The 21,906-nt window shown below is 71.0% G+C and carries 20 protein-coding genes and 1 pseudogene; 12 read left to right on the forward strand and 9 right to left on the reverse strand.

Annotation, left to right across the window (positions count from 1 at the left end):
* Window positions 1-378: 378 nt before the first annotated feature.
* Window positions 379-573: a hypothetical protein gene (locus JJ691_RS20255; RefSeq protein WP_211770301.1), complete on the reverse strand. Its 195-nt coding sequence runs from the start codon at window positions 571-573 to the stop codon at window positions 379-381.
* Window positions 574-838: 265 nt separating this feature from the next.
* Between JJ691_RS20255 and JJ691_RS53405 the strand changes: the two are divergent.
* A pseudogene (locus tag JJ691_RS53405) lies at window positions 839-1,288 on the forward strand (ATP-binding protein); the annotation flags it as partial.
* Window positions 1,289-1,363: 75 nt separating this feature from the next.
* Window positions 1,364-3,688, forward strand: a complete 2,325-nt coding sequence (locus JJ691_RS53070; RefSeq protein ID WP_305875001.1) for a LuxR C-terminal-related transcriptional regulator — start codon at window positions 1,364-1,366, stop codon at window positions 3,686-3,688.
* A 12-nt stretch (window positions 3,689-3,700) separates the two neighbouring features.
* Here the strand turns inward: JJ691_RS53070 and JJ691_RS20265 are convergent, their stop codons facing one another.
* The 4 genes from JJ691_RS20265 to JJ691_RS20280 are packed head-to-tail and all read right to left on the reverse strand — an operon-like array spanning window position 3,701 to window position 6,932.
* Complete coding sequence (locus tag JJ691_RS20265) at window positions 3,701-4,444, reverse strand: ABC transporter ATP-binding protein (protein WP_211771599.1); 744 nt, start codon at window positions 4,442-4,444, stop codon at window positions 3,701-3,703.
* 2 nt (window positions 4,445-4,446) lie between these two features.
* Entirely contained in the window at window positions 4,447-5,184 is a 738-nt protein-coding gene (locus JJ691_RS20270; RefSeq protein WP_249228063.1) for an ABC transporter permease, read from the reverse strand.
* On the reverse strand, window positions 5,181-5,945 hold the full coding sequence (locus JJ691_RS20275) for an ABC transporter permease (RefSeq protein ID WP_211770304.1): 765 nt from the start codon (window positions 5,943-5,945) through the stop codon (window positions 5,181-5,183). Before JJ691_RS20275 ends, JJ691_RS20270 begins: the two co-directional genes overlap by 4 nt.
* 6 nt (window positions 5,946-5,951) lie before the next feature.
* Window positions 5,952-6,932, reverse strand: a complete 981-nt coding sequence (locus JJ691_RS20280) for an ABC transporter substrate-binding protein (protein ID WP_211770305.1) — start codon at window positions 6,930-6,932, stop codon at window positions 5,952-5,954.
* Window positions 6,933-7,348: 416 nt separating this feature from the next.
* Here JJ691_RS20280 and JJ691_RS20285 point away from each other — a divergent pair, with 416 nt between their 5' ends.
* The 7 genes from JJ691_RS20285 to JJ691_RS20315 all read left to right on the forward strand — a co-directional run bounded on the left by JJ691_RS20285 (window position 7,349) and on the right by JJ691_RS20315 (window position 14,651).
* Window positions 7,349-10,237 (forward strand): sensor histidine kinase, encoded by a 2,889-nt coding sequence (locus JJ691_RS20285; protein WP_211770306.1) that lies wholly within the window; start codon window positions 7,349-7,351, stop codon window positions 10,235-10,237.
* Window positions 10,234-10,662, forward strand: coding sequence for a roadblock/LC7 domain-containing protein (locus JJ691_RS20290; protein ID WP_211770307.1), 429 nt, complete (start codon window positions 10,234-10,236; stop codon window positions 10,660-10,662). Before JJ691_RS20285 ends, JJ691_RS20290 begins: the two co-directional genes overlap by 4 nt.
* 32 nt (window positions 10,663-10,694) lie before the next feature.
* Entirely contained in the window at window positions 10,695-11,291 is a 597-nt protein-coding gene (locus JJ691_RS20295) for a GTP-binding protein (RefSeq protein ID WP_184857611.1), read from the forward strand.
* A gap of 170 nt (window positions 11,292-11,461) precedes the next feature.
* Window positions 11,462-12,739 (forward strand): DUF1727 domain-containing protein, encoded by a 1,278-nt coding sequence (locus tag JJ691_RS20300; protein ID WP_211770308.1) that lies wholly within the window; start codon window positions 11,462-11,464, stop codon window positions 12,737-12,739.
* Window positions 12,729-13,478 (forward strand): type 1 glutamine amidotransferase, encoded by a 750-nt coding sequence (locus tag JJ691_RS20305; protein ID WP_211770309.1) that lies wholly within the window; start codon window positions 12,729-12,731, stop codon window positions 13,476-13,478. The genes JJ691_RS20300 and JJ691_RS20305 overlap by 11 nt, the downstream gene beginning before the upstream one ends.
* A 16-nt stretch (window positions 13,479-13,494) precedes the next feature.
* The gene (locus JJ691_RS20310) at window positions 13,495-14,229 is read left to right on the forward strand and encodes a GntR family transcriptional regulator (protein WP_211770310.1); all 735 of its coding nucleotides are present in this window, start codon (window positions 13,495-13,497) and stop codon (window positions 14,227-14,229) included.
* Between the two features lie 59 nt (window positions 14,230-14,288).
* Window positions 14,289-14,651, forward strand: coding sequence for a hypothetical protein (locus JJ691_RS20315; RefSeq protein ID WP_211770311.1), 363 nt, complete (start codon window positions 14,289-14,291; stop codon window positions 14,649-14,651).
* Here the strand turns inward: JJ691_RS20315 and JJ691_RS20320 are convergent.
* Window positions 14,635-15,549 (reverse strand): dihydrodipicolinate synthase family protein, encoded by a 915-nt coding sequence (locus tag JJ691_RS20320; protein ID WP_211770312.1) that lies wholly within the window; start codon window positions 15,547-15,549, stop codon window positions 14,635-14,637. The two genes, JJ691_RS20315 and JJ691_RS20320, sit on opposite strands and share 17 nt — an antisense overlap.
* 207 nt (window positions 15,550-15,756) lie before the next feature.
* Between JJ691_RS20320 and JJ691_RS20325 the strand changes: the two genes are divergently transcribed.
* The 3 genes from JJ691_RS20325 to JJ691_RS20335 all read left to right on the forward strand — a co-directional run bounded on the left by JJ691_RS20325 (window position 15,757) and on the right by JJ691_RS20335 (window position 19,839).
* Window positions 15,757-16,092: a histone-like nucleoid-structuring protein Lsr2 gene (locus JJ691_RS20325; RefSeq protein WP_211770313.1), complete on the forward strand. Its 336-nt coding sequence runs from the start codon at window positions 15,757-15,759 to the stop codon at window positions 16,090-16,092.
* A gap of 328 nt (window positions 16,093-16,420) precedes the next feature.
* Window positions 16,421-18,091, forward strand: a complete 1,671-nt coding sequence (locus tag JJ691_RS20330; RefSeq protein WP_211770314.1) for an ABC transporter ATP-binding protein — start codon at window positions 16,421-16,423, stop codon at window positions 18,089-18,091.
* A complete protein-coding gene (locus JJ691_RS20335; protein ID WP_211770315.1) occupies window positions 18,088-19,839 on the forward strand; it encodes an ABC transporter ATP-binding protein in 1,752 nt (583 codons plus the stop codon). The genes JJ691_RS20330 and JJ691_RS20335 overlap by 4 nt, the downstream gene beginning before the upstream one ends.
* Window positions 19,840-20,197: 358 nt before the next feature.
* On the opposite strand, the gene JJ691_RS20340 is transcribed toward JJ691_RS20335, so the two are convergent.
* The 3 genes from JJ691_RS20340 to panD are packed head-to-tail and all read right to left on the reverse strand — an operon-like array spanning window position 20,198 to window position 21,905.
* Window positions 20,198-20,407: an MbtH family protein gene (locus tag JJ691_RS20340; RefSeq protein ID WP_211770316.1), complete on the reverse strand. Its 210-nt coding sequence runs from the start codon at window positions 20,405-20,407 to the stop codon at window positions 20,198-20,200.
* An 11-nt stretch (window positions 20,408-20,418) separates the two neighbouring features.
* Window positions 20,419-21,444 (reverse strand): ABC transporter substrate-binding protein, encoded by a 1,026-nt coding sequence (locus JJ691_RS20345; protein WP_211770317.1) that lies wholly within the window; start codon window positions 21,442-21,444, stop codon window positions 20,419-20,421.
* 50 nt (window positions 21,445-21,494) lie between these two features.
* On the reverse strand, window positions 21,495-21,905 hold the full coding sequence (gene panD / locus JJ691_RS20350) for an aspartate 1-decarboxylase (protein ID WP_211770318.1): 411 nt from the start codon (window positions 21,903-21,905) through the stop codon (window positions 21,495-21,497).
* Between the last annotated feature and the right edge of the window lies 1 nt (window position 21,906).

A 21,906-nucleotide genomic window follows, 5' to 3' on the forward strand; every position in this document is an offset into this window, starting at 1 on the left:
GCGAAGCGCGCACCCTCCGGATGCGTCACCTGGATCGCCAGCTCCGTCTCGTTCTGTTCGACCCACCAGATCGGATGCAGCGCAATGCCCGTTCCCACGGCAACGACGCTACGGCCCGGCCAGGCCACAGCGGTAGCGCCGGACCAATGTTCCCACTGGTTGGCTGCGTGCGCTTGGCCACCCGGCACCCAAAGTGTGCACGAATAGACCAGACAGGTGTGACGCGCTTCTCCATCGGCACGCACAAGGAGGCCGCGCCGGTTCACCGACGCGGCCGTGTTCCGCCGATATGTCCCCCAGGGCTGCGCCGGACGGCGCAACCCGCCAGGCCGACCCTCCCAGTGCCGGGCCCGGCATCCCCCTGTGGCCGGTGGCGGCCTAGAGGTCGAGGGCGAATGCCGCCGAGTTCACCGGGGCGCAGGGCCAGACCTGACCGCAGTCCTGGCAGTGCTCACCGGTCCGGACGTGCGCGTTGAGCACGTCCGCGGCGATGTGGTGGTACGAGTCGAGCAGGTCCTCGAGCCCGCGCGCGCCGCTGGGAGTGGCATCGGGGTGCTGTACCGAGAGCACCATCCGTGCTCACCGCCTTCCGAGTTCGCCCCTCAACTACTCTGTTGAGGTGTGGCAGCCGCCACAACGATTACCATCCGCGCATGCGCCGTCAAGGACATCCGCCATCCGGCGGAGAATTGTGACCGTCACCCCAACCGGTGGTGACGCAGAGTCGCCAAGTCCCGGTGAATTGGTCCACACCACCACGCTCCGCACACGGACCGGTGAGCGCTCCGTCCGGGTGGTGGTCGAGCGACACGGCTCAAGATCCGTCTACCCTCGCACCATGGGGCCTACCGCGGCGACCGAGACCTTCGTGGGGCGGCACGCGGACGTTGCCCTGCTCGGCCGGCTGCTGCGTGAGGTCGTGGCCGGCCGTGGCCAGTCCGTGATGGTCGAAGGCGACCCCGGCATCGGCAAGTCCGCGCTGCTGGCCGCCGGCCTGCGCGCCGCCCGTGAGCTGGGCTGCGAGGTGTTCTGGACGGCCGCCGACGAACTCGGACAGCCCTTCCCGCTGCGCGCCGTGCTCGACTGCCTTGAAGTGGTCGGCCGGGCCGAGGACCCGTGGCGCGCCGACATCCTCCGGCTGCTGCGCCAGGAGCACTCCCCCGGCGTCACCGGCACCGGGGACGCCGTGCTCGGCGCGGCCGAGCAGCTGCTGGCACTGGTCGACCGGGCCTGCGAGGCCAAGCCGGTGCTGATGGTGCTGGACGACCTCCAGTGGGCCGACCCGGCCAGTCTGCTGGTCTGGCACCGGCTGACCCGGGCCACCGAGCAGCTTCCTTTACTTCTTGTCGGCGCCTACCGGCCGGTGCCGCGGCGCACCGAGCTGGACCAGCTGCGCCGCAGCGCCGCCACCCGCGGCGGCGTGCAGCTGTCGCTGCGGCCGCTGGCCGCCGACGAGGTGGCCGAGCTGATCGCCGTGCGGACCGGTGGCCGGGAGGTCGGGCCGGAGCTGACCCGGCTGGCCGAGCGGGCCGCCGGCAACCCCGGCTACCTCACCGAGCTGGTCGACGCCCTGCTGCGGGAGAACGCCGTCCGGGTCATCAGCCGCGTCGCCGAACTGGCCGGCCGGGCCGTCGGCTGGAGCGCGCCGGCCTCGCTCGCCGCCGCCATCGCCGACCGGCTGGGCTTCCTGTCCGACGAGACCACCGAGGCGCTGCGGGTCGCTTCGCTGCTCGGCGCCGAGTTCGCCGTGCACGACCTCGCCGTGGTCGCCCGGATGCCGGCCTCCGAGCTGGCCCTGCTGCTGGCCGAGGCCGTGGGCGCGGGCGTGATCACCGAGGCCGGCAGTCACCTGGCGTTCCGGTACCCGCTGATCCGGCAGGCCCTCTACGACGGCACCCCGGTGGCCGTGCGCACCGCCCTGCACCGGGAGGCGGCGAAGGCGTTGGCCGAGGCCGGCGCCCCGACCTCGCAGGTCGCCCAGCAGCTGCTGCCGGCCGCCGGCAGCGAGGACGAGTGGTTCCTGGACTGGCTGGCCGGCGCCGCCCCGATCCTGACCCACCGTGCTCCCCAGACCGCGATCGAGCTGCTGCGGCGGGCCATCGACCAGGTCGGCTCCGACGACCCGCGGCGAGACGTGTTCGCCAGCTGGCTGGCCACCTCGCTGGCCGGCATGGGCCGCAACGCCGACGCCGCGCAGCAGGCCCGGCAGGTGCTGAGCCGCACCATCGACCCCGACCGGGTCGCCGAGATGAGCTGGGTGCTGGCCTACACGTCGCTGCGCACCGGCCGTTCGGCCGAGGCTCTGGAGGCGCTGGCCCAAGGCCTCGCCACCCCGCTGGTCTCCGGTTGGCGGGCTCGGCTGCTGTCGCTCACCGCGCTCGTGCAGGCCGTGGACCTCGACACCACCGCCGCCCTGGCCACCGCCGGGCTGGCCATCGAGGCCGGGCGGTCCGCGCCGGACCGCTTCGCCGTGGGCATGGGCCTGCACGTGATGTCCCTGGACCGCAGCTTCGTCGGCGACGAGCGCGGCAACCGGGAGCTCATCGACCAGGCCCTGACCGTGCTCGGCGACGACCGCGAGCACCTGGACCTGCGGCTGCTGCTGTTGTGCAACCGGATCGTGGCCGACCTCAACCTGGACGAGACCACCGGCATCGCCGAGCGGATCACCAGCGTCCGGGCTCTGGCCGAGCAGGCCGGCGCCGCCCGGTTCACCCAGGTGCACGTGATGATGGCCGCGCACTACTTCCAGCTCGGGCAGTGGGACGACGCGCTCAGCGAGCTGGAGTCGATCCCCGAGCTCAGCGAGGGCCGGTACTCCTTCCTCAACCTGCACGGCATGCTGGCGCTGATCGCCGGGCACCGGGACGACCGCACCACCGCCGCCGTGCACCTCAAGGCCGTGCAGACCGAGCCGCTGGCCATCGCCGACGACCGCCGCAACGCCGGGTACGTGCTGCTGGCCCGGGCGTTGGCCTGTGAACGGGACGGCCTACCCGCGCAGGCCGTCGTCGAGCTGTCTCCCGTGCTGCTCAGTCCGCAGACCGGGCTGGAGATGAACGTCCGCTATCTGTGCCTGCCCGAGCTGACCCGCCTGGCCCTGGCCGCCGGTGACCGGGAGACCGCCCTGTCCGCCGCCCAGCAGTGCCTGGCCGAGGCCGACGAAGCCCCCATGCCCGTCAAGGAGGCCGCCGCCGCTCGCTGCCAGGGCCTGCTGGAACGGGACCCGCAGCGCCTGGTCACCGCCGCCGAGCACTTCCGCTCCGCCGGCCGGCGCCTGGAGCTGGCCAACGCCCTGGAGGACGCCTCCGTCCTGTTCGGCGAGGCCAACGACCTCGTACGGGCCCGCGCCGCCCTGGCCGAGGCAATCGAGGTCTACACCGAGCTCCGCGCCGACTGGGACATCCGCCGCGCCGACGCCCGCACCCGCCCCTACGGCGTTCGCCGGGGCCAACGGGGTCGGCGAGCCCGTCCCACCACCGGCTGGGAGAGCCTCACCCCCACCGAGCTCCGCGTCGCCCACCTCGTCGCCCAGGGCCGCTCCAACCCCGACATCGCCGCCGCCCTGTTCCTGTCCCGCCGGACCGTGCAGACCCACGTCTCGCACATCCTCGTCAAACTCGCCGCCCACTCCCGCAGCGAGATCGCCCGCGAAGCCGCCCACCACCCCGTCTCCACAGTGGACTGACCCGCGGAGGTGTCAGTGGCGGATCAGGCGGGCGATTTCGGTGCGGAGGTGGACGAAGGACTCGCTGCCGCGGGTGGTGATCTGGTCGCGGGGTGCGGGGAGGTCGACCTTCAGGGTCTCCACGACGGTGGCCGGTGAGGGTGACAGGACGAGGACCCGGTCGGCGAGGTAGACGCTCTCGTCGATGTCGTGGGTGACGAGCAGGACGGTCATGCCGGCGGAGGCGCGGACCTTGAGCACGAGGTCCTCCAGGTCGGCCCGGGTCTGGGCGTCGACAGAGGCGAAGGGCTCGTCCATGAGCATCAAAGCCGGACGGTAGGCCAGCGCCCGGGCGATGGAGACCCGCTGCTGCATTCCGCCGGACAGCTCAAAGGGATGCTTCCCGGCGGCGGCAGACAGACCCACCCACTCGAGGGCCTCCGAGACCCGGGAGCGGCGTTCCACAGTGGACAGACCGCGGTCCCGCAGCGGGAACTCGACGTTGGCGGCGACGGTTTTCCACGGCAGCAGGGAACGGCTGTAGTCCTGGAAGACGACGGCGAGATCGGACGGCACGCCGGAAACCTGGTCGCCGTGCAGGGTGACGATGCCCTGGGAGGGCGGCAGCAGCCCGGAGACGCAGCGCAGCAGGGTGGACTTGCCGCAGCCGGAAGGCCCGACGATGCAGACGAGTTCCCCCGGCTCGACGGCGAAGGAGACGTCCCGCAGAGCGTCATGGGAACCGTAGGTGTGGCCCAGCCCGGCCACTTCCAGCATGCTCACGGCCGGCTCCAGGCCAGCGCCCCGTGCTCCACGGCGAGCAACCCCCTGTTGAGTAGGTATCCGAGCAGGCTGATCAAGGCGATCCACGACCACATCCCGGGCAGGTCGGCCGCGCCCTGGGCGGTGCCCAACTGGTATCCGATGCCGCTGGTGGCCCCGACCGCCTCGGAGATCACCATCAGGATCAGCGCGATGGACAGGCTCACCCGCAGCCCGGCGAAGATCTTCGGTCCGGCGGCGGGCAGCACGACGCCGGAAATCCAGCGGAAACGGGAAAAGCGGAACACGCGGGCGGTGTCGGCCATGACGGGGTCGACCGAGCGGGCGCCGTCGACGGCGTTGAGCAGCACCGGCCACACCGCCCCGAACACGATGGTGGCCACCTCCATCTCGGTGCTGATGCCGAAGATCAGCATGAACACCGGCACCAGCAGCGGCGGCGGCAGCGTGCGCAGGAAGGTGAACACGTACTCGAAGTAGTCGGCGGCGGTCCGGGAACGGCCCAGCGCCACGCCGGCGACAATGCCGAGCACGCAAGCGGCGGCCCACCCGCCGAGCACCCGCAGCAGACTGGGCAGCACATCGTCCAGGAAATGGTCGGACGGCCACAGCCGAACGGCCGCCTCGGCGATTCGCGACGGGGGCGGAAAGTAAGGATTGCCGACGGCGAGTGTCACCAATTGCCACACGACAAGGGCGCCGAGAAGGACAACAACGCGCAGCCAGGTTTTCACGCCGCCACCTCCCCACTGCCCCACGACACCCAACGTCGTTGCGCGGCCAGGAATCCGGCGTTCACCAGACAACCGAACAGGCCGGCGAACACGGTGGCGGCCAGCACCACGTCCATTCGGCCGCCGCTGGTGCCCTGGATGAACGCGTATTGCCCCAACCCGATGCTGCCGCCGGCGAGAAACTCGGTGCCCACCACGGCGATCAGCGTGATGGAGGCGGAGATCCGCACGCCGGTCAGCACGAACGGCCCGATGCTGGGCAGGGTCACGCCGGTCAGCAGCCGCCACCGGCTGACCCGGAAGCACCGCGCGGTCTCCACCAGCCGCGGGTCGACCTCGCCGAGCGCGTAGCTGGTGTTGAGCAGGATCGGCCAGGTGGCGGCGAAAGCGGCCAGCACGATCTTGGTCTGGGCCTGGGTGCCGAGCAGGGCGATGGCCAGCGGGATCAGCGCCACCGCGGGCAGCGGCCGCAGGAACTCCACCACCGGCATGCTGATCAACCGCAATGCCGGCACCGAGCCGAACAGTATGCCGAGCCCGACGCCGATGACCGTCGCGCACAGCAGGGCGATCAGCCACGACAACACGGTGGAGACGACGTCGGCGACGAAGTGCTGGTCGGTGAACAGCAACGCGAACCGCAGCAGCACCTGCGAGGGCGGCGGCAGCACACGGGCGTCGACCAGCCCCAACCGGCTGGCGGCCTCCCACAACACCAGGAAGCCGACCAGACCGGCGAATTTGCGGACGAACGGGGGCACGGCGGATCAGCTGTTCGGTGTCGGCACGACGAGACCGCTCACGTCCATCGACTGCTGCAGATAGCCGTAGGTCTTCATCAGGGTGACCACGCGCTGCAACCGGGTGGCGTCCACCGAGGTCGGGAAGATGCCCAGCTTGAGCAGCGTCGAGGTCTGCTTGTCCACGCCGGTCAGGTCGGGCAGCACGGAGCTGATGGCGCTGCGGTCGGCCGCCGCCTTCTGGGCTTTCACCATGGCCCGCTGGAAAGCCGCCACGCTGTCGGGGTGGGCGTTGATCCACTTGTTGGTGGCCACGTAGCCGGACAGCGGGATGTTGTCGGTGGCGCCGGTCACGATCTTGAACGTGGGCTGCACGCCGAACTGCTGCTCACCCTGCGTGATGTACGGCTCCAGGTCGCCGCCGGCGTCGATCTGGCCGTTGGCCAGCGCGGCCGGGATCTGCGGGAACTTCACCTCCAGGTAGCTCACCGAGTTCGGGTCCACGCCGTTGTCCTGCAGCACGGCCTTGATCAGCAGCTCCACGATGTTGCCCTTGGAGTGCACGGAGACCTTCTTGCCGGCCAGGTCCTTGGGCGTGCGGATGCCGGAGTCGGGCTTGGCCAGCAGCACCAGGGAGTCGGGGGTGCCCTGGTAGGCGTCGGAGACGACCTTGCCGTCCAGCGTCTTGGCCGCCTCGGCCTGGAAGAACGAGACGTAGTTCATCAGCGTGACGTCGATCTCGCCGGACTGCAGCGCCGGCATGGTCTGGGTCACGGAGGGATAGACCTTGACGGTGGCGTCCAGCCCCTCCTCGCCGAAGTAGCCCTTGGCCTGGGCCAGCTTGACCGGCGCGTCATCGACCGTGGCGATGATGCCCACGTTGATCTTGGTGTGGCCCGCGGCCGGCGCGCCGGTGTCGGCCGACCCGCCGTTGAGCAGGCTGCAGCCGGAAGTGGCGAGAACGGTCACGGCGAACACGGCGGCCCAGCGAGTGGCGCGGGTAGCCATCGAGGACTCTCCTTTAATCAACAGTTTTGAGTGGAGCTCGGGGTGCGGTTGTGAAGGGAATGACCCATTCACGGGCAGACCTGACCCGGAACGGCGACCACCGTAGCCGATCGAACACCCTGCGTGATTCAATCATGGACGCGGATGACACCGGGAGGAGTGAGGATTTGCGGTAGATGCCAATTTCCTTCCCCCCGGCCCCGGCACCACTACCGGACGTCACCGCCCCTTCACGGTGCAGGATCATCCCGACCGGCGACCGCCGCCGTCCAGACCCCCAAATGCTTGATCACATTGGCCCGAAGGCACCACCATGCGCGTGACCGTCCTCTCCAGTACTCCGATCGGCGGTACGGAATGATCCTGAAGCACTCCAAGATCCACCTTCGGCGATGGAGTGGACGAACCGTGGGGGAGTGCTGACCGTGCGTGGTGCGGCCGGGGAGGCTGTGTCCGACCAGCGCGGGCGGAACGGTTCGAGCGCCGGGTGGCGGCTGCGCAACTGGAAGCTGGGCCGCAAGCTGGTGGTCATCCTGCTGGTGCCGGCGCTGAGCACGCTGACCCTGGCCGGGCTGCGGCTGTCCAGCCAGCTCGACGACGCCCGCCAGTACGGCGACGAGCGCCAGCAACTGGCGGTGGCCGGCCACGCGGCCCAGGTGGTCGACCTGCTGCAGGCCGAGCGCGACGGCATCGTGGCCTACATCGCCGGCGGCCGGGCCGACCAGTCGCCGAAGTTCGGGCCGGTGGACGCGGCCATCGACACGCTGCGCAACGACGACAACCAGGTCAGCGTGACCGGTGCGGTGCACGACGCGGTCGACAAGGCGCTGGAGGAGCTGGACGGGCTTTCCGCGCTGCGCAACAGCTCGCTGACCACCCGGCTGCCGGACACCGCCGCGCTCACCTCGTACACCGAGATCATCGACTCGCTGCTGCAGATCGTCCGGGTCACGGCCACCAACGTGAGTCACCCTCGACTGTCCCCTTTGGACACTTCGGTGCAGGCCCTGACCGACGCCAAGGAGCAGCTGCGGCTGCAGAGCAGCATCGTGGTCTCCGCCGCGCTGCACAAGGAGTTCGCGCCGGATCTGGTCGACCAGCTGCGGGCCGCGCAGGCCCGCTACGGCGCCGACCTCGAGGACTTCACCAACGCCGCCAGCGCCGACAACCGCCAGCTGCTGCAGGACACCGTCAGCGGTCCGGACGTCGACGAGCGCAACCGCGTGGTGCAGCTGGCTCTCGTGCAGTCCGGCGAGGGCGGCGGCGCGGTCTCCGTGCGGGCTCCCGACGTGCAGACGCTGACCACCACGACCGCTTCCCTGTTCAGCAAGGTGATCGGGCAGATCCAGCAGCAGGCCAACGATGCCATCACCGGCCTGATCCGAGGGGCCCGCGGCGCCGCGTTCCGGGACGGCGCGCTGGTGATCGTGGCGCTGCTGATCGCGTTGGCGCTCACGGTGATCGTCGCCCGTTCGATGGTGATTCCGTTGCGGGTGCTGCGTCGCAGCGCGCTGGAAGTGGCCCGCGTCAAGCTGCCGGCGGCGATCGAGCGCATCCTGCGCGACCGCGAGGCCGAAGGCGAGGCCGTGGAGCCGGTTCCGGTGCACACCACCGAAGAAGTCGGCCAGGTCGCCCGCGCCTTCGACGCCGTGCAGCGGGAGGCCGTGCGGCTGGCCACCGAGCAGGCGGCCCTGCGCGGCAACGTGAACGCGATGTTCGTCAACCTGTCGCGGCGCAGCCAGGCGTTGGTGGAGCGGCAGATCAGCGTGATCGACCGGCTGGAGCAGGAGGAGCAGGATCCGGACCAGCTGGCCAGCCTGTTCGAGCTGGACCACCTGGCCACCCAGATGCGCCGCAACAGCGAGAACCTGCTGGTGCTGGCCGGAACCACGCTGACCCGCCGGGTGACCAAGCCGGTGCCGGTCTCCGAGGTGCTCGGCGGGGCCGTGTCCGAGGTGGAGAAGTACGCCCGGGTGCAGGTGGCGCCGGCGCCGGACCTGACCATCCAGAGCCGCGCCGTCAACGACATCACCCACCTGATCGCCGAGCTGCTGGACAACGCCACCGCCTTCTCCCCGCCGTCCAGCAAGGTCACGGTGCGGTCGGCCCGGATGCGCCGCGGCGAGCTGGCCATCGAGATCCACGACCGCGGCGTCGGCATGCCCGAGGCCGATCTGACGGCGGCCAACGAGCGGCTGGCCGAGCCAGGCGAGGTGGACGTCACGGCGGCCCGGCAGATGGGCCTGTTCGTGGTGGCGCAGCTGGCCAAGCGGCACGACATCAAGGTCCGGCTGCGGGACAACGCCGACATCGACGGCGGCGTCACCGCGCAGGTGATCGTGCCGGCGACGCTGGTGGACGTGGCCGAGGCCGTGCCGCCGCCGCCCGCGGCCCCGCCGACCGTGGCCGCCGCCGCCACCCAGCGCACTCCCCTGCCCGAGCCGGACCTGCCGCAGGACATCGTCGGCCTGCCCAAGTGGGCCCCGGGCCAGCTGCCGCCGATCGTCACGCACCGCCCGGTCGAGCCCGAGGTGACCGAGTCGGTCGACCTGTTCGCGCCGCGCCGCAAGACCGCCCCGGCCGAGCCGGAGGTGACGCCGGCGACCAGCGTGGAGCCGTGGCCGACGCCGCAGCGGCGCTTCGACTACGACGACCCGCCCACCGAGCGGCTGCCGATCTACCAGGAAGTCCTGTCGCAGTGGTTCTCGTCGGCCTCCGACGAGGCCGCGGCGACCAAGAGCACCCCGACCAAGAGCACCCCGGCCAAGGACACACAGGCCAAGGACACCCCGGTCGAGAGCTCCCCCGCCGACGACGCCGCGGTCGACAAGGCACCGGTCGAGGAGTCCGAGACCGCAGTGCCGGCGCCCCGCGAGGAGGACGCCGAGCCGGCCACGGAGGCCCTGAAACCGAACAAGCCGGCCCCGGCCGAGCCCGCGGCGACCGCCACCGGCAACGGCTGGCGCTCGGCCGGCGACGAGGGCTGGGCCGCCGCCAACACGCTGCTGGCCCGCGAGCCGGAGACGGTCACCGAGGCCGGCCTGCCCAAGCGGGTGCCGAAGTCGCAGCTGGTGCCGGGCTCGGCCACGCCCCGGCCGCAGGCCCAACCGGCCCGGGGCACCGCGCCGGCGATGCCCCGCCGCTCGCCCGACGCCCTGCGCAACCGGATGTCCACGTACCAGCACGGTGTCAGCCTCGGCCGGCACTCCGCCCCTTCGGCCGCCCCCGACGAGGCCATCGACGCCGGCTACCAGGTGCCGCCCAGGGACGACAAGCAGTCTGAGCAAGGCAAGGAGCAGTCGTGAGCACCGCGTCCGACCAGCAGATCGCCGACTTCAGTTGGCTCATCGACGACTTCGTCGACCGGGTGGCCGGCGTGGCGCACGCCGTCGTGGTCTCCGCGGACGGCCTGGTGCTGTGCTCGACGGAGGGTCTGCCGCGCGACCGGGCGGAGCAGCTGGCCGCCGTTTCCTCTGGTCTGATCAGCCTCACGGCCGGCGCCGCACGCTGCTTCGAGGCCGGAAGTGTGAACCAAACGGTCGTCGAAATGGAGCGCGGGTATCTTTTCCTGATGTCCATCAGCGACGGGTCGTGCCTCGCGGTGCTCGCGGCGCCCGGCTGCGAGATCGGACTGGTCGGGTACGCCATGGCCAGGCTGGTGGAACGGGTCGGCCAGCAGCTCACCCCCGAGCTGCGGGAGCAGTTGCAGTTGGCCGCGGCGCGCAGGTGAGCGACGCGGCGGTTCTAGAGGGCTGGAGCCGAGTGGAATCTGGACAGGGCCGGGGCGCGCAGGTCGCCCGGCAGGCGACGACGTCGGCGAAGATCGTGGTGGCCGGCGGTTTCGGTGTCGGCAAGACGACGTTCGTGGGGTCGGTGTCCGAGATCGTGCCGTTGACGACCGAGGCGGTGATGACCGAGGCCAGTCTGGGCGTGGACGATCTCTCGGCCACGCCGAACAAGGTCACCACCACGGTGGCGATGGACTTCGGTCGCGTGTCCTTGGACAGCGACCTGATTCTGTACCTGTTCGGCACGCCCGGTCAGCACCGGTTCTGGTTCATGTGGGACGACCTGGTGCGGGGTGCGATCGGCGCGGTGGTGCTGGTGGACACCCGGCGGTTGGCCGACGCGTTCGCGTCGATCGACTTCTTCGACGACCGGCAGCTGCCGTACGTGGTGGCGGTGAACTGCTTCGACGGCATGTTGCACCACCGGATCGACGATGTGCGCGAGGCGTTGACCATCGACCAGTCGGTGCCGATCGTGACGTGTGACGCCCGTAACCGGGAGTCGACCAAGCAGACGCTGATCACGCTGGTCGAGCACTCCATGCGCAAGTGGATGACCGTGCGGGCCTGACCCGTCAGCTGATTCCGGCGGGTTGGAGCAGGGCTTCTCGGGGCTCGCGTGGCACCATGGTGCTGTGCGGGCCCCGTGGTGTGTCCGGGGAACCCCGGTGCCGGTAGCACGCCCTGAAACACGTAGTCTGAGAACTACTTAAGATCTTGCTGTCGACTGATGGGTGGCCGATGGATCCGAGGAGCAGCGGACTGGACGTGTCGTCCAGCCACCTGGGTGGCGACCTGCCGACCAGAACGGCGGCGGCGGTGAAGGCCGGCAACCTGGCCTCCCGGCTGTCCAAGGCGGCCGGCCGCGCCGGCGGCATCATCGGCGGCCGCGTGACGCTGGCACTGGACCCCAACGCCCTGGGCACGCTGTCCCAGGGGCGCACGGTCGCGCTGGTCACCGGCACCAACGGCAAGACCACCACGACCATGATGCTGGCCAAGGCGATGAGCGTGATCGCCCCGGTGGCCACCAACCACACCGGCGCCAACATGCCCGACGGTCTGGTCGCGGCGCTGTCCACCGACCAGACCGCGCCGGTCGGCGTGCTGGAGATCGACGAGAACTACCTGCCGAAGATCGCCGACGCGGTGCAGCCGGCGGTGATCGTGCTGCTGAACCTGAGCCGGGACCAGATGGACCGGGTCGGCGAGGTCCGGCACACCGAGCGCAACCTGCGCACCGCCATCTCCCGGCTGCGCACCACCACCGTGGTCGCCAACTGCGACGACGTGCTGGTCACCTCGGCCGCCATCGACTCCCCCAGCGTGATCTGGGTCAGCGCCGGCGGCAACTGGCGCGGCGACTCGACCTCGTGCCCGCGCTGCGGCATGCGGGTGCACGGCGGCGCCACCGACTGGTACTGCGACTGCGGCTTCGCCCGCCCCACCCCGACCTGGTCGGTGGTGGACGGCAAGATGACCAGCCCGGACGGCGAGTCGTTCGAGCTGAACCTGCGGCTGCCGGGCAGCGCCAACGAGGCCGACGCCACCCTGGCCCTGGCCGCCTCGACCCACCTGGGCGTGCCGCTGCGGCCGGCGCTGGAGCGGATCCGCACCATCACCGGCGTCGGCGGCCGCTACACCACGCTGACCCGCAACGAGCGGGTGGTGCGGCTGCTGCTGGCCAAGAACCCGGCCGGCTGGGCCGAGACGCTGCCGCTGCTGGCCAAGAGCCCGGACCACCCGATCATCATCGCGATCAACGGCCGGGAGGCCGACGGCCGGGACAAGTCGTGGCTGTGGGACGTGCCGTTCGAGCGGCTGCGGGGCCGGACCGTCATCGCCACCGGCGAGCGGTCGGCCGACCTGGCCGTGCGGCTGACCTACGCCGACGTGGCCCACACCTACCTCCCCGATCCCTACCAGGCGATCGACTCGATGCCGCCCGGCCCCATCGAGCTGGTGGCCAACTACACCGCGTTCCGGGACCTGAAGACGGGGTTGAGCAATGGTTCGTGACTCTGTCGTGCGCATCGGCCTGGTGCTGCCGGACGTGCTGGGCACCTACGGCGACTCCGGCAACGCCACCGTGCTGGAGAAGCGGTTGCAGTGGCGCGGCTACAAGGCCGAGATCGTGGACCTCGCGGTCGGCGAGACCGTGCCCAACTCCCTGGACTTCTACCTGCTGGGCGGCGGCGAGGACCGGGCGCAGACGCTGGCCGTCTCGCACCTGACCGCCAACCCGGGCATGCAGGAGGCGGCCTCCCGCGGCGCGGTCGTGCTGGCCATCTGCGCCGGCCTGCAGATCCTGGGCCACGACTTCACCGGCACCGACGGCGTCACCCACCGCGGCCTCAGCATGCTGGACGTGCGGACCACGCCCGGCACCGGGGCCCGGGCCGTCGGCGAGCTGCTGACCACGCCGGACCCGGCGCTGCTGCAGGCGTCCATGACCGGCTTCGAGAACCACCAGGGGCACACCCAGGTCGGCCCGGGATCGCGGCCGCTGTCCAAGGTCGTCTACGGCACGGGCAACGGCGACGGGGCCGACGGGGCGTACGCCGGGCACGTGGTCGGCACCTACATGCACGGCCCGGTGCTGGCCCGCAACCCGGCGTTCGCGGATCTGCTGCTGAGCTGGGCGGTCGGCGAGCCGCTGGCCCCGCTGGACATCCCGGTGATCGAGAAGCTGCGCGACGAGCGACGGCGGGCCGTGCAGGCGATGGCCGCCCGGCGCAAGCGGCTGCTCAAGTTCTGATCTCGCTGGAGTCCTGATGTCGTTGGAGGGGGTCCGGCCGGCGCTGCCGTCACTGGGGTTGAGCCCGCTCAGCCCGGTGTCCAGCCGGGCCGATCTGGTGGCCGAGGCCATCCGGTCGGCCATCCTGGCCGGCCGGATCCGGCCCGGGGACACGCTGGTCGAGCGCCGGCTGGCGGCCGAGCTGGGCGTGTCCAAGACGCCGGTGCGGGAAGCGCTGATCATGCTGGCGGCCAGCGGCCTGGTTGTGCTGACCCCGACCCGCGGCACCTCGGTGCGGCTGCTGGACGCCGACGACCTGCGCAAGATCCAGGAGGTCCGGCTGCTGCTGGAGCCCTGGGCCGTGGCCGCGACGACCCGGCTGGGCAACGACGACGCGGTGGTTCAGGCGCGGGCGGCGCTGGCCCGGTCGGCGGGCAGCCTGGACACCGTGGACCACGGCGAGCTCAGCGTGGCCAACCGGGACTTCCACCGGGCCCTCTACGCCGGTTGCGGCAACGAATTCGTGGTGGGCAGTCTGGACGGCGTAAGGGATCTGGCCGCGTTGGCGGCGGTGAGCCTGTTGTGGCCGCACTGGCCGACCTGGCGTGAGGAACACGTCGAACACGAACGGATCCTGGAGGCCGTGGCGGCCGGCGACGCCGAATCCGCGCAGCGGCTGACCCGCCGGCACATAGAACTGTCCGGACAGCGCGCGGTGGAAGTCGCGGCCTCGACGGCCCAGCTCGCTGGTCCGTTCGACTCAGGGCGTTGACCGGCAATTCTTCCGTGTTAATCTTCCCCGTCCGAGCGGCGCTTTTCGGGGGGACACCGATGGCCGACATGTGGATGCTGTCCGTCGCGGCGGCGCTCATCGAGCACGTCCAAGACGCCGATTCGCCGGCCCTGGCCGCGCTGGAGAAGGCGGCCCGTTCCGCGCCCAATCTCGGCGACGCCCTGGACGCGGCCCGCGCCGCCGGCGACGACGACCGGATTCCGCTGGCCGAGGCCCTGGCCGACGGCCTGAAGGCCGTTTACGACCAGGGCGGCGCATTCGCGATCCTGCTCGACACGCTGTGGCCCGAGGTGTTGTTCGGGCCCCGGGCGAACCGTGGCGGCAACGTCGTCATCGGCGATATCACCGGGCACCTCGTCCAGGCCGACTCCATCGTCGGCCACATCAACTTCCCGAGCTGACCGCCTTGAGCCAGGCGGCCACCTCGGCCTGACCGGCGGCCGGCAGCTCGCTGATCGGCGGGCGCACGGTCCGGCCGCACAGGTCGAGCTGGGCCAGCGCCTCCTTGACCACGGTGACGTTGTCGGCGCTGCCGTTGGCCGCGCGCAGGTCCTCGAACGGCTTGAGCAACCGCCACAGGTCGCGGGCGGCGTTGTGGTCGGTGCGCAGCGCTGCGAGCAGCCGCAGCGACAACTCCGGGGTCACGTTGGCCAGGCCGGAGGTGAATCCCTCGGCGCCGACCGGCCAGAAGAACGGGGCCCAGGTCTCGGCCAGGCCGCAGATCCAGGCCAGCCGGTCGGCGCCGGCGGCGTCCTCGACCACCGTGACGGCCTGGCCGAAGGCGACCGGGTCGGGCACGGCGTACTTGACGCCGACGAAGTTGGGGGCGACCCGGGCCAGCTCGGCCAGCGCGCCGGCCGGGATGTGCGGGCTGCGCAGATAGCAGACGAGACCGAGCTCCGGCACCGCCTCGGCGACGGCCCGGTGGTAGTCGACCCAGCCGGCGGCCGACAGATACGGGTGCACCGGCTGGTGCACCATCACCGCGCCGGCGCCGGCGGCGCGCGCGGAGACCGCCGAGTCCACGGCGGTCCGCACGTCGTAGCCGACGCCGGCGACCACCAGTGCCCGGCCCGTGGCCTCCTGGACGGTCAACGCCAGCGCCTGGTCCCGCTCGACGGCGGTGAGCGAGTAGAACTCGCTGGTGTTGCCGTTCGGGGTGACCACGTCGATCCCCGCGTCCAGGGTCCGCCGCAGCACCGACCGGTAGCCGGGGCCGTCGATCTGCCCGGCGCCGTCGAACGGGGTGACGGTGATCATCACCACGGCGCGCAGCGCCCTCTTGACGTCCTCCAGCATGACCGCCCCTTCTCGTTGGTATCTGGTATACCAACATAGACGACCTGCCCGGCGGCGGCAATATGGACGTCGAATGGCGCATTGCTGTCAGACCAACGCATGCACCTATCCGTGGTATTCAGTCGGCGAGTCCGCCCCGAAACCGCCGGCCGTGCGATACCGTGGGAATCGAGCTTGGAATATTGGCATACGTCAGGTGGAGCAACGATGGCACAGAAGACGATCGTCGAACTCGTCGACGATCTGGACGGCGGTGTTGCCTCCGAGAGCGTCGCATTCGGCCTCGACGGCATCGAGTACAGCATCGATCTGTCCACGGAGAACGCGAAACGACTGCGAGAAACGCTGTCGACCTATGTGGACAGCGCACGCAGGGTGGGTGGCCGCAAGCAGCGCGCGATCGGTCGGCCCACCGGCCGAACCGGCGACAAGGCGCAGAACCAGGCCATCCGGGAATGGGCGCGCAGCCAGGGCGAGAAGATCTCCGACCGCGGCCGCATCCCCGCCGAACTGGTGACCCGTTTCCAAGCAGCTAACGGCTGAATGGGGTGAGGTGTGCCCTGGCAAGTGGGCGAGGTGTGCGGGAACGCTGACGCGCCCGCCACCTCGCTCGCTGTATTTTGTGGGGCTCGCGCCCCACAAGCGAGTGGGCGAGGTGTGCGGGAACGCTGACGCGCCCGCCACCTCGCTTGCCGTGTTTTGTGGGGCTCGCGCCCCACACCCCCAGGCAGGGCGGGCTTCGCCCCCCTGCACCCCCCAACACGGCGCGGCGAATGCGGCACGCTCACCCAGAGTCGCCAGCTGGCCATGTTCGCGGGCTGCTCACTTAGTCTAGCCTTACCTTACCCACGACAGGGACAGGGAGGCGCGGGTGAGCACGACCGGACGGGAAGTCCTCCGCCGTTCGATCGCCGGGCAACGACGATCGGTGACGTTGGCATCGCTGCTGACAGCGGGCCACCAGGGCGGCGAGGCACTGGTGCCGGTGGTGATCGGCGTGATCATCGACCAGGCCGTCGCCGGCGCCTCGGTGCTGACACTGGTGCTGTGGCTGGCGGTGCTGGGGGTGCTGTTCGCCGCGCTGTCGACCAGCTACCGGCACGGCGCGCGGTTCGCCGAGCGGGCGGGTGAAAGGGCCGGGCACGAACTGCGCCTGGACATCGCCCGCCGGGTGCTGCACCCCGGTGGCGGCGCGGAGGCCGGCAACCTCGCGGGCGAACTGGTCAGCATCGGCACCTCGGACGCCAAGCGGGTCGGCCAGGTCAACCAGGTGCTGCCGTTCGGCGCGGCCGCGCTGGCCGGCCTGCTGGTCACGGCGATCGCCCTGCTCACCCGGTCGCTGCCGCTCGGCCTGCTGGTCCTGCTCGGCACGCCGCCGATGCTCTATCTGGCCCACCTGATCGGCAAGCCGCTGGAGCGGCGTAGCGAGGCCGAACAGGAACGGTCGGCCTTCGCCTCCGGCGTAGCCACCGATCTGGTCGCCGGGCTGCGGGTGCTCAAGGGCATCGGGGCCGAGCGGGCGGCGATCGACCGCTACCGGCGGACCAGCCAGGACTCGCTGCGCGCGACCCTGCGGGCGGCGCGGGCCCAGGCCTGGCACAACGGGGCGCTGCTGGCGCTGACCGGGATCTTCATCGCGGTGGTGGCGCTGGTCGGCGGCAATCTGGCCGCGGCCGGGCAGATCAGCGTCGGCGACCTGGTGGCCGCGGTCGGCCTCGCCCAGTACCTGATCACGCCGTTCTCCATCTTCTCGTGGGTCAACGGCGAGCTCGCCCAGGGCCGGGCGTCGGCCGGGCGCATCGCCGACGTGCTCAACGCGCCGTCCTCGGTCGGGGCCGGCGAGGCCGAACTGCCGGTGCCCGCCTCCGGTCACGTCCGGGTCGACAGGCTGAGCCGGGGCGCGCTGCGGGACGTCGAGTTCGAGGCCCGGCCCGGTGAGCTGCTGGGCGTGGTCGCCACCGACGCCGCCGCCGCGACCGACCTGCTGGACTGCCTGGGCCGCGCCGCCGATCCCGCTGACGGCAAGGTTTTTGTCGACTCGGTCGACCTGTCCACTGTGGATCCGAGCCGGGTCCGGGAGGTGGTCCTGGTGGCCGCGCACGACGCCGACCTGTTCGCCGGCACGATCGTCGAGAACGTCGGCAACGGGCCGTTCGCCGACGAGGCGCTGACCGCTGCCGCCGTGGACGAGGTGGCCAGCGCACTTCCCGACGGCGTAAGCACTTCCGTCACCGAGCGGGGACGGTCGCTGTCCGGCGGACAGCGCCAGCGAGTCGCGCTGGCCCGAGCCCTCGCCGTGGACGCGCCGGTGCTCGTGCTGCACGATCCGACCACCGCCGTCGACACCGTCACCGAGGCCAGAATCGCCGCCGGGCTGGCCCAATTACGGCGTGGGCGCACAACAATTCTCGTCACCACCAGTCCAGCCCTGCTGTCCGCCACCGATCGGGTCGTGTTGCTCGACGGCGGCCGGATCGTTGAGCAGGGCAGCCACGCCGAACTGGCCGTGCGGGCCGACTACCAGGCGGCGGTGCTGGCATGACCCGCGAACTCCTGCCCGTCGCCGACGGGCGCCGCGTCCGCGCGGTCGTCGGCGAACTGCTGGGCCAGGCCAAGGGCCAGACCGCGGCGGCGTTCGCCATGCTGGTGATCGCCACCGCCATCGGGCGGTTCACCGCTCCCCTGCTGGGCCGGGTCGTCGACCTGGTCACCGAGCACCGGCCGGCTGTCGAGCTGGTGACTCCCGTGGTGGAGCTGGTGCTCGTCGCCGTGGGCCAGGCCATCGCCACCGCCATCGGCGTGTCGCTGGTCGCCCGACTGGGCGAGACCATCCTGGCCACGCTGCGCGAACGCTTCGTCGAACGGGCCCTGGGTCTGCCGCTCGACCAGCTCGAACGGGCCGGCTCCGGTGACCTCACCAGCCGCGTCACCAACGACGTCTCGGTGGTCGCCGACGCCGTCCGCGAGGCGCTGCCCGAGCTGGGACAGTCGGTGCTGACCGTCGTGCTCACGCTCGGCGCGCTGGCCCTGCTGGACTGGCGGTTCCTGCTGGCCGCGCTGGTGGCTGTGCCGATCCAGGTCTGGACCGTGCGCTGGTATGTGCCGCGGGCCAAGCCACTGTACGCCAGCCAGCGTGAAGCCGTTGGCACGCAACAACAACAGCTGCTGGACACCATCGGCGGCGCGGCCACCGTGCGGGCCTTCCGGCTCACCGACACCCATCTGGACCGGGTGCGGCAGCGCTCCAGCAGCGCCGTCGACCTTGCCCTGCAAGGGGTTCGCCTGGTGACCCGGTTCTACGCCCGGCTCAACCTCGCCGAGTTCGTCGGGCTGTCGGCCATTCTGGCCATGGGTTTCCTGCTCGTCGGCGCGAACGCCGTCACTGTCGGCGTCGCCACCGCCGCGGCGCTGTACTTCCACAGCCTGTTCGGTCCGATCACCACCGCCTTGGCCCTCGTCGACGACGCCCAGGCCGCCACCGCCAGCCTGGCCCGGCTCATCGGCGTCGCCGATCTGCCCCCGGTCGCCGAGCCCTCGCAGCCGGCCCGACCGGTCGACGCCTCGGTGAAGACCGCCGGCACCGGTTTCTCCTATGTGGACGGACATCCTGTGCTGCGGGACGTCGACCTGGCCGTCGCCCCCGGCGAGCGGGTGGCCCTGGTCGGCGCTTCCGGGGCCGGCAAGACCACCCTGGCCAAGCTGATCGCCGGCATCCACCGGCCGTCCGCCGGCTCCATCACCCTCGGCGGTGTCGGCCTGGACGAGCTCGGTCCCACCGGTGTTCGTCAGATGGTGGCGTTGATCAGCCAGGAGGTGCACGTCTTCGCCGGTCCGCTGGCCGACGACCTGCGCCTGGCCCACCCTGCCGCCACCGACGCGGAACTCCTTGCCGCGCTGGAGAAGGTCGGCGCACTGTCCTGGGTGGACAGTCTGCCCGACGGCCTGGCCACCGTCGTGGGCGAGGGCGGCCACCAGCTCACCGTCACCCAGGCCCAGCAGCTGGCCCTGGTCCGCCTCGTGTTGGCCGATCCCCCCATCGCCATCCTCGACGAGGCCACCGCCGACGCCGGCAGCGCCGGCGCCCGAGTGCTGGAATCCTCCGCCGCAGCAGCGCTGGAGGGCCGCACCGCGTTGGTTGTCGCCCACCGGTTGACCCAGGCCTCCGCCTCCGACCGCATCGTGGTCCTGGACGCCGGTTCTGTCGTAGAGACCGGCACCCACGAGGAATTGGTCGCCGCCAACGGCCGGTACGCCACACTCTGGGCCGCTTGGTCCGGCCAGCGGCCCTAATTCATGTCATGAAGGGCCCCATCCTGACGTTCAACGAGAGGATTCGTCCCTCGATCTTCGCGGCGGCGTCATGAAGGGGTCCTTCATGACGTTGAACGCCAGGATGGGTCCCATGATCTTGAGGGACGGCTCCGGAACGCGACGGCCCGCCGAGAAGAACCCTCGGCGGGCCGTTGTCATGCGGTGCTAGTCCGGAGAGTGCGAGGCCCCGCCGGTGCCTGGACTGTCGCCGGATTTCGGCCGCCGCCACCCGACGCAACCCACCACCCAAGCCGATGCGGCGGGCGAAATCCGGCTAAGGAAGGCACCGGTCACGAGGGGCCGAGCCGCGACGCCGAAGGCGGCGCCAAAAACACAGTCAGGAATCCATGACGTCGGCGAGGGACTTGGGCCGCATGTCGGTCCAGTTGGCCTCGACATAGTCCAGGCAGGCCTGGCGGGCGTCCGGGCCGAAGACGGTGGTCCAGCCGGCGGGCACGTCGACGGCGACGGGCCAGAGGCTGTGCTGGTTCTCGCTGTTGACCAGCACCAGGTAGGTGCCGTCCTGGTCCTCGAACGGGTTGGTCACGGCGGGCCTCCTCAGGCGACGATGTCGGTGCGGGCGTTCTTGACGACCTCGACCATCTTCTGGATGACCGGTGCGGCGAGCACCGGGTTGAAGCGGGGCTCGGTGGACCAGTCCGCGAGCTGGTTGGCCTTGACGGCCGGCAGCTGGGCCCAGGTGGGGATGGCCGCGAGCTGTTGACGTGACAACGCGAAGGTGCGGCTGTCGGTGAGGATCAGGTCGGCGGGGTACTTGCCGGCCTGCTCCCAGCTCAGCGTCTCGAAGTAGTCGTCGCTGCCGCCGCCGTTGACGAGGTCCATGCCCAGATCGCGGTAGTACGACAGGTCGGCGAAGAACTCGGGCTTGCAGACGTACAGGTTGTCCTTGTCGCTGGACACGACCAGGACCTTGAGGCCGGGCTTGGCCTTGATGGCGGCCTTCAGATCGTCCGACGCCTGCTGGAAGTCGGCCTTGGCCTTGGTGATCGCCGCCGAGTTGGCGTCGCCGCCGAGGGCAACGGCCAGATCCTCGTACCGCTGCATGACCTTGGGCCAGGTGACCTTGTACTCGGACAGCGCGACGATCGGGGCGATCGCCTGCACCTTGGCGCCGAGGTCGTCCTTGAGCACCCACAGGTCGGTGGGCTTGGCGCCGGTGAGGCCGGTGACCACGAGATCGGCCTTGAGCGCGGCGAACTTCTCCATGCTGAAGTCGTCCCAGGCGTTGCCGATGGACGTCTCGGCGTTCAGGTCGACGTTGCCGACCTGAACCTCCTTCTTGCCGTCGGCGGTCTTCTGCGGCCCGAACACGCCCACCGGGTGCACGCCGTAGTCCCACAGCGCGGCGGCGGAGCTCGCGTAGGCCACGACCCGGGTCGGCCGCTGGTCGCGGGAGACCTTCTGGCCCCGGTCGTCGGTGAACGTCCACGGGCCGCTGGACGCGGCGGTGGTGGACTTGTCGCCAGTGCCGCACGCGGCGAGAGCCATTGCGGCCGCGACGCCGCCCGCCCCGACCAGGAATCCGCGCCTGCTCAGCCCGGCGGCACCTTGAAACACGGACATGGTTACCTCTCGCCAGTTCTTAGGGTAGGCATACCTTAACTCACGATCGGTCAACGCCGGCCGGAAATCTGGGCCCGCGCCCCCGGCACCGGTTCGGCCGGGTCGTGACCGAAGTGGACCTGCCGGTTGTCGGCGTCCACGTGCACCACGTTCGGCCGGTGGTCGGCCCGCTCCGCCTCGTCGACCTGGGCGTAGGTGATGATGATCACCAGGTCGCCGGGGTGCACGAGGTGCGCGGCCGCGCCGTTGACACCGATCACGCCGGAGCCGGCCTCACCGGTGATGGCGTAGGTCTCCAGCCGGGCGCCGTTGGTGATGTCGACGATCTGGACCCGCTCGCCCTCCACGATGTCGGCGGCGGCCATCAGGTCGGCGTCGATGGTGAGCGAACCGACGTAGTGCAGATCGGCCTGGGTCACGGTGGCCCGGTGGATCTTGCCGTTCATCAGGGTGCGGTGCATC

Source organism: Kutzneria sp. CA-103260 (genome assembly GCF_018263855.1).
GTDB lineage: Bacteria > Actinomycetota > Actinomycetes > Mycobacteriales > Pseudonocardiaceae > Kutzneria.

What these genes read in the sequence shown, in the direction of transcription:
- JJ691_RS20255 (WP_211770301.1), bottom strand. Translation starts at nt 573, where the DNA reads ATGGTGCTCTCGGTACAGCACCCCGATGCCACTCCCAGCGGCGCGCGC.
- JJ691_RS20265 (WP_211771599.1), bottom strand. Translation starts at nt 4,444, where the DNA reads ATGCTGGAAGTGGCCGGGCTGGGCCACACCTACGGTTCCCATGACGCT.
- JJ691_RS20280 (WP_211770305.1), bottom strand. Translation starts at nt 6,932, where the DNA reads ATGGCTACCCGCGCCACTCGCTGGGCCGCCGTGTTCGCCGTGACCGTT.
- JJ691_RS20300 (WP_211770308.1), top strand. Translation starts at nt 11,462, where the DNA reads ATGGATCCGAGGAGCAGCGGACTGGACGTGTCGTCCAGCCACCTGGGT.
- JJ691_RS20305 (WP_211770309.1), top strand. Translation starts at nt 12,729, where the DNA reads ATGGTTCGTGACTCTGTCGTGCGCATCGGCCTGGTGCTGCCGGACGTG.
- JJ691_RS20310 (WP_211770310.1), top strand. Translation starts at nt 13,495, where the DNA reads ATGTCGTTGGAGGGGGTCCGGCCGGCGCTGCCGTCACTGGGGTTGAGC.
- JJ691_RS20315 (WP_211770311.1), top strand. Translation starts at nt 14,289, where the DNA reads ATGGCCGACATGTGGATGCTGTCCGTCGCGGCGGCGCTCATCGAGCAC.
- JJ691_RS20320 (WP_211770312.1), bottom strand. Translation starts at nt 15,549, where the DNA reads ATGCTGGAGGACGTCAAGAGGGCGCTGCGCGCCGTGGTGATGATCACC.
- JJ691_RS20325 (WP_211770313.1), top strand. Translation starts at nt 15,757, where the DNA reads ATGGCACAGAAGACGATCGTCGAACTCGTCGACGATCTGGACGGCGGT.
- JJ691_RS20335 (WP_211770315.1), top strand. Translation starts at nt 18,088, where the DNA reads ATGACCCGCGAACTCCTGCCCGTCGCCGACGGGCGCCGCGTCCGCGCG.
- JJ691_RS20345 (WP_211770317.1), bottom strand. Translation starts at nt 21,444, where the DNA reads ATGTCCGTGTTTCAAGGTGCCGCCGGGCTGAGCAGGCGCGGATTCCTG.
- panD (WP_211770318.1), bottom strand. Translation starts at nt 21,905, where the DNA reads ATGCACCGCACCCTGATGAACGGCAAGATCCACCGGGCCACCGTGACC.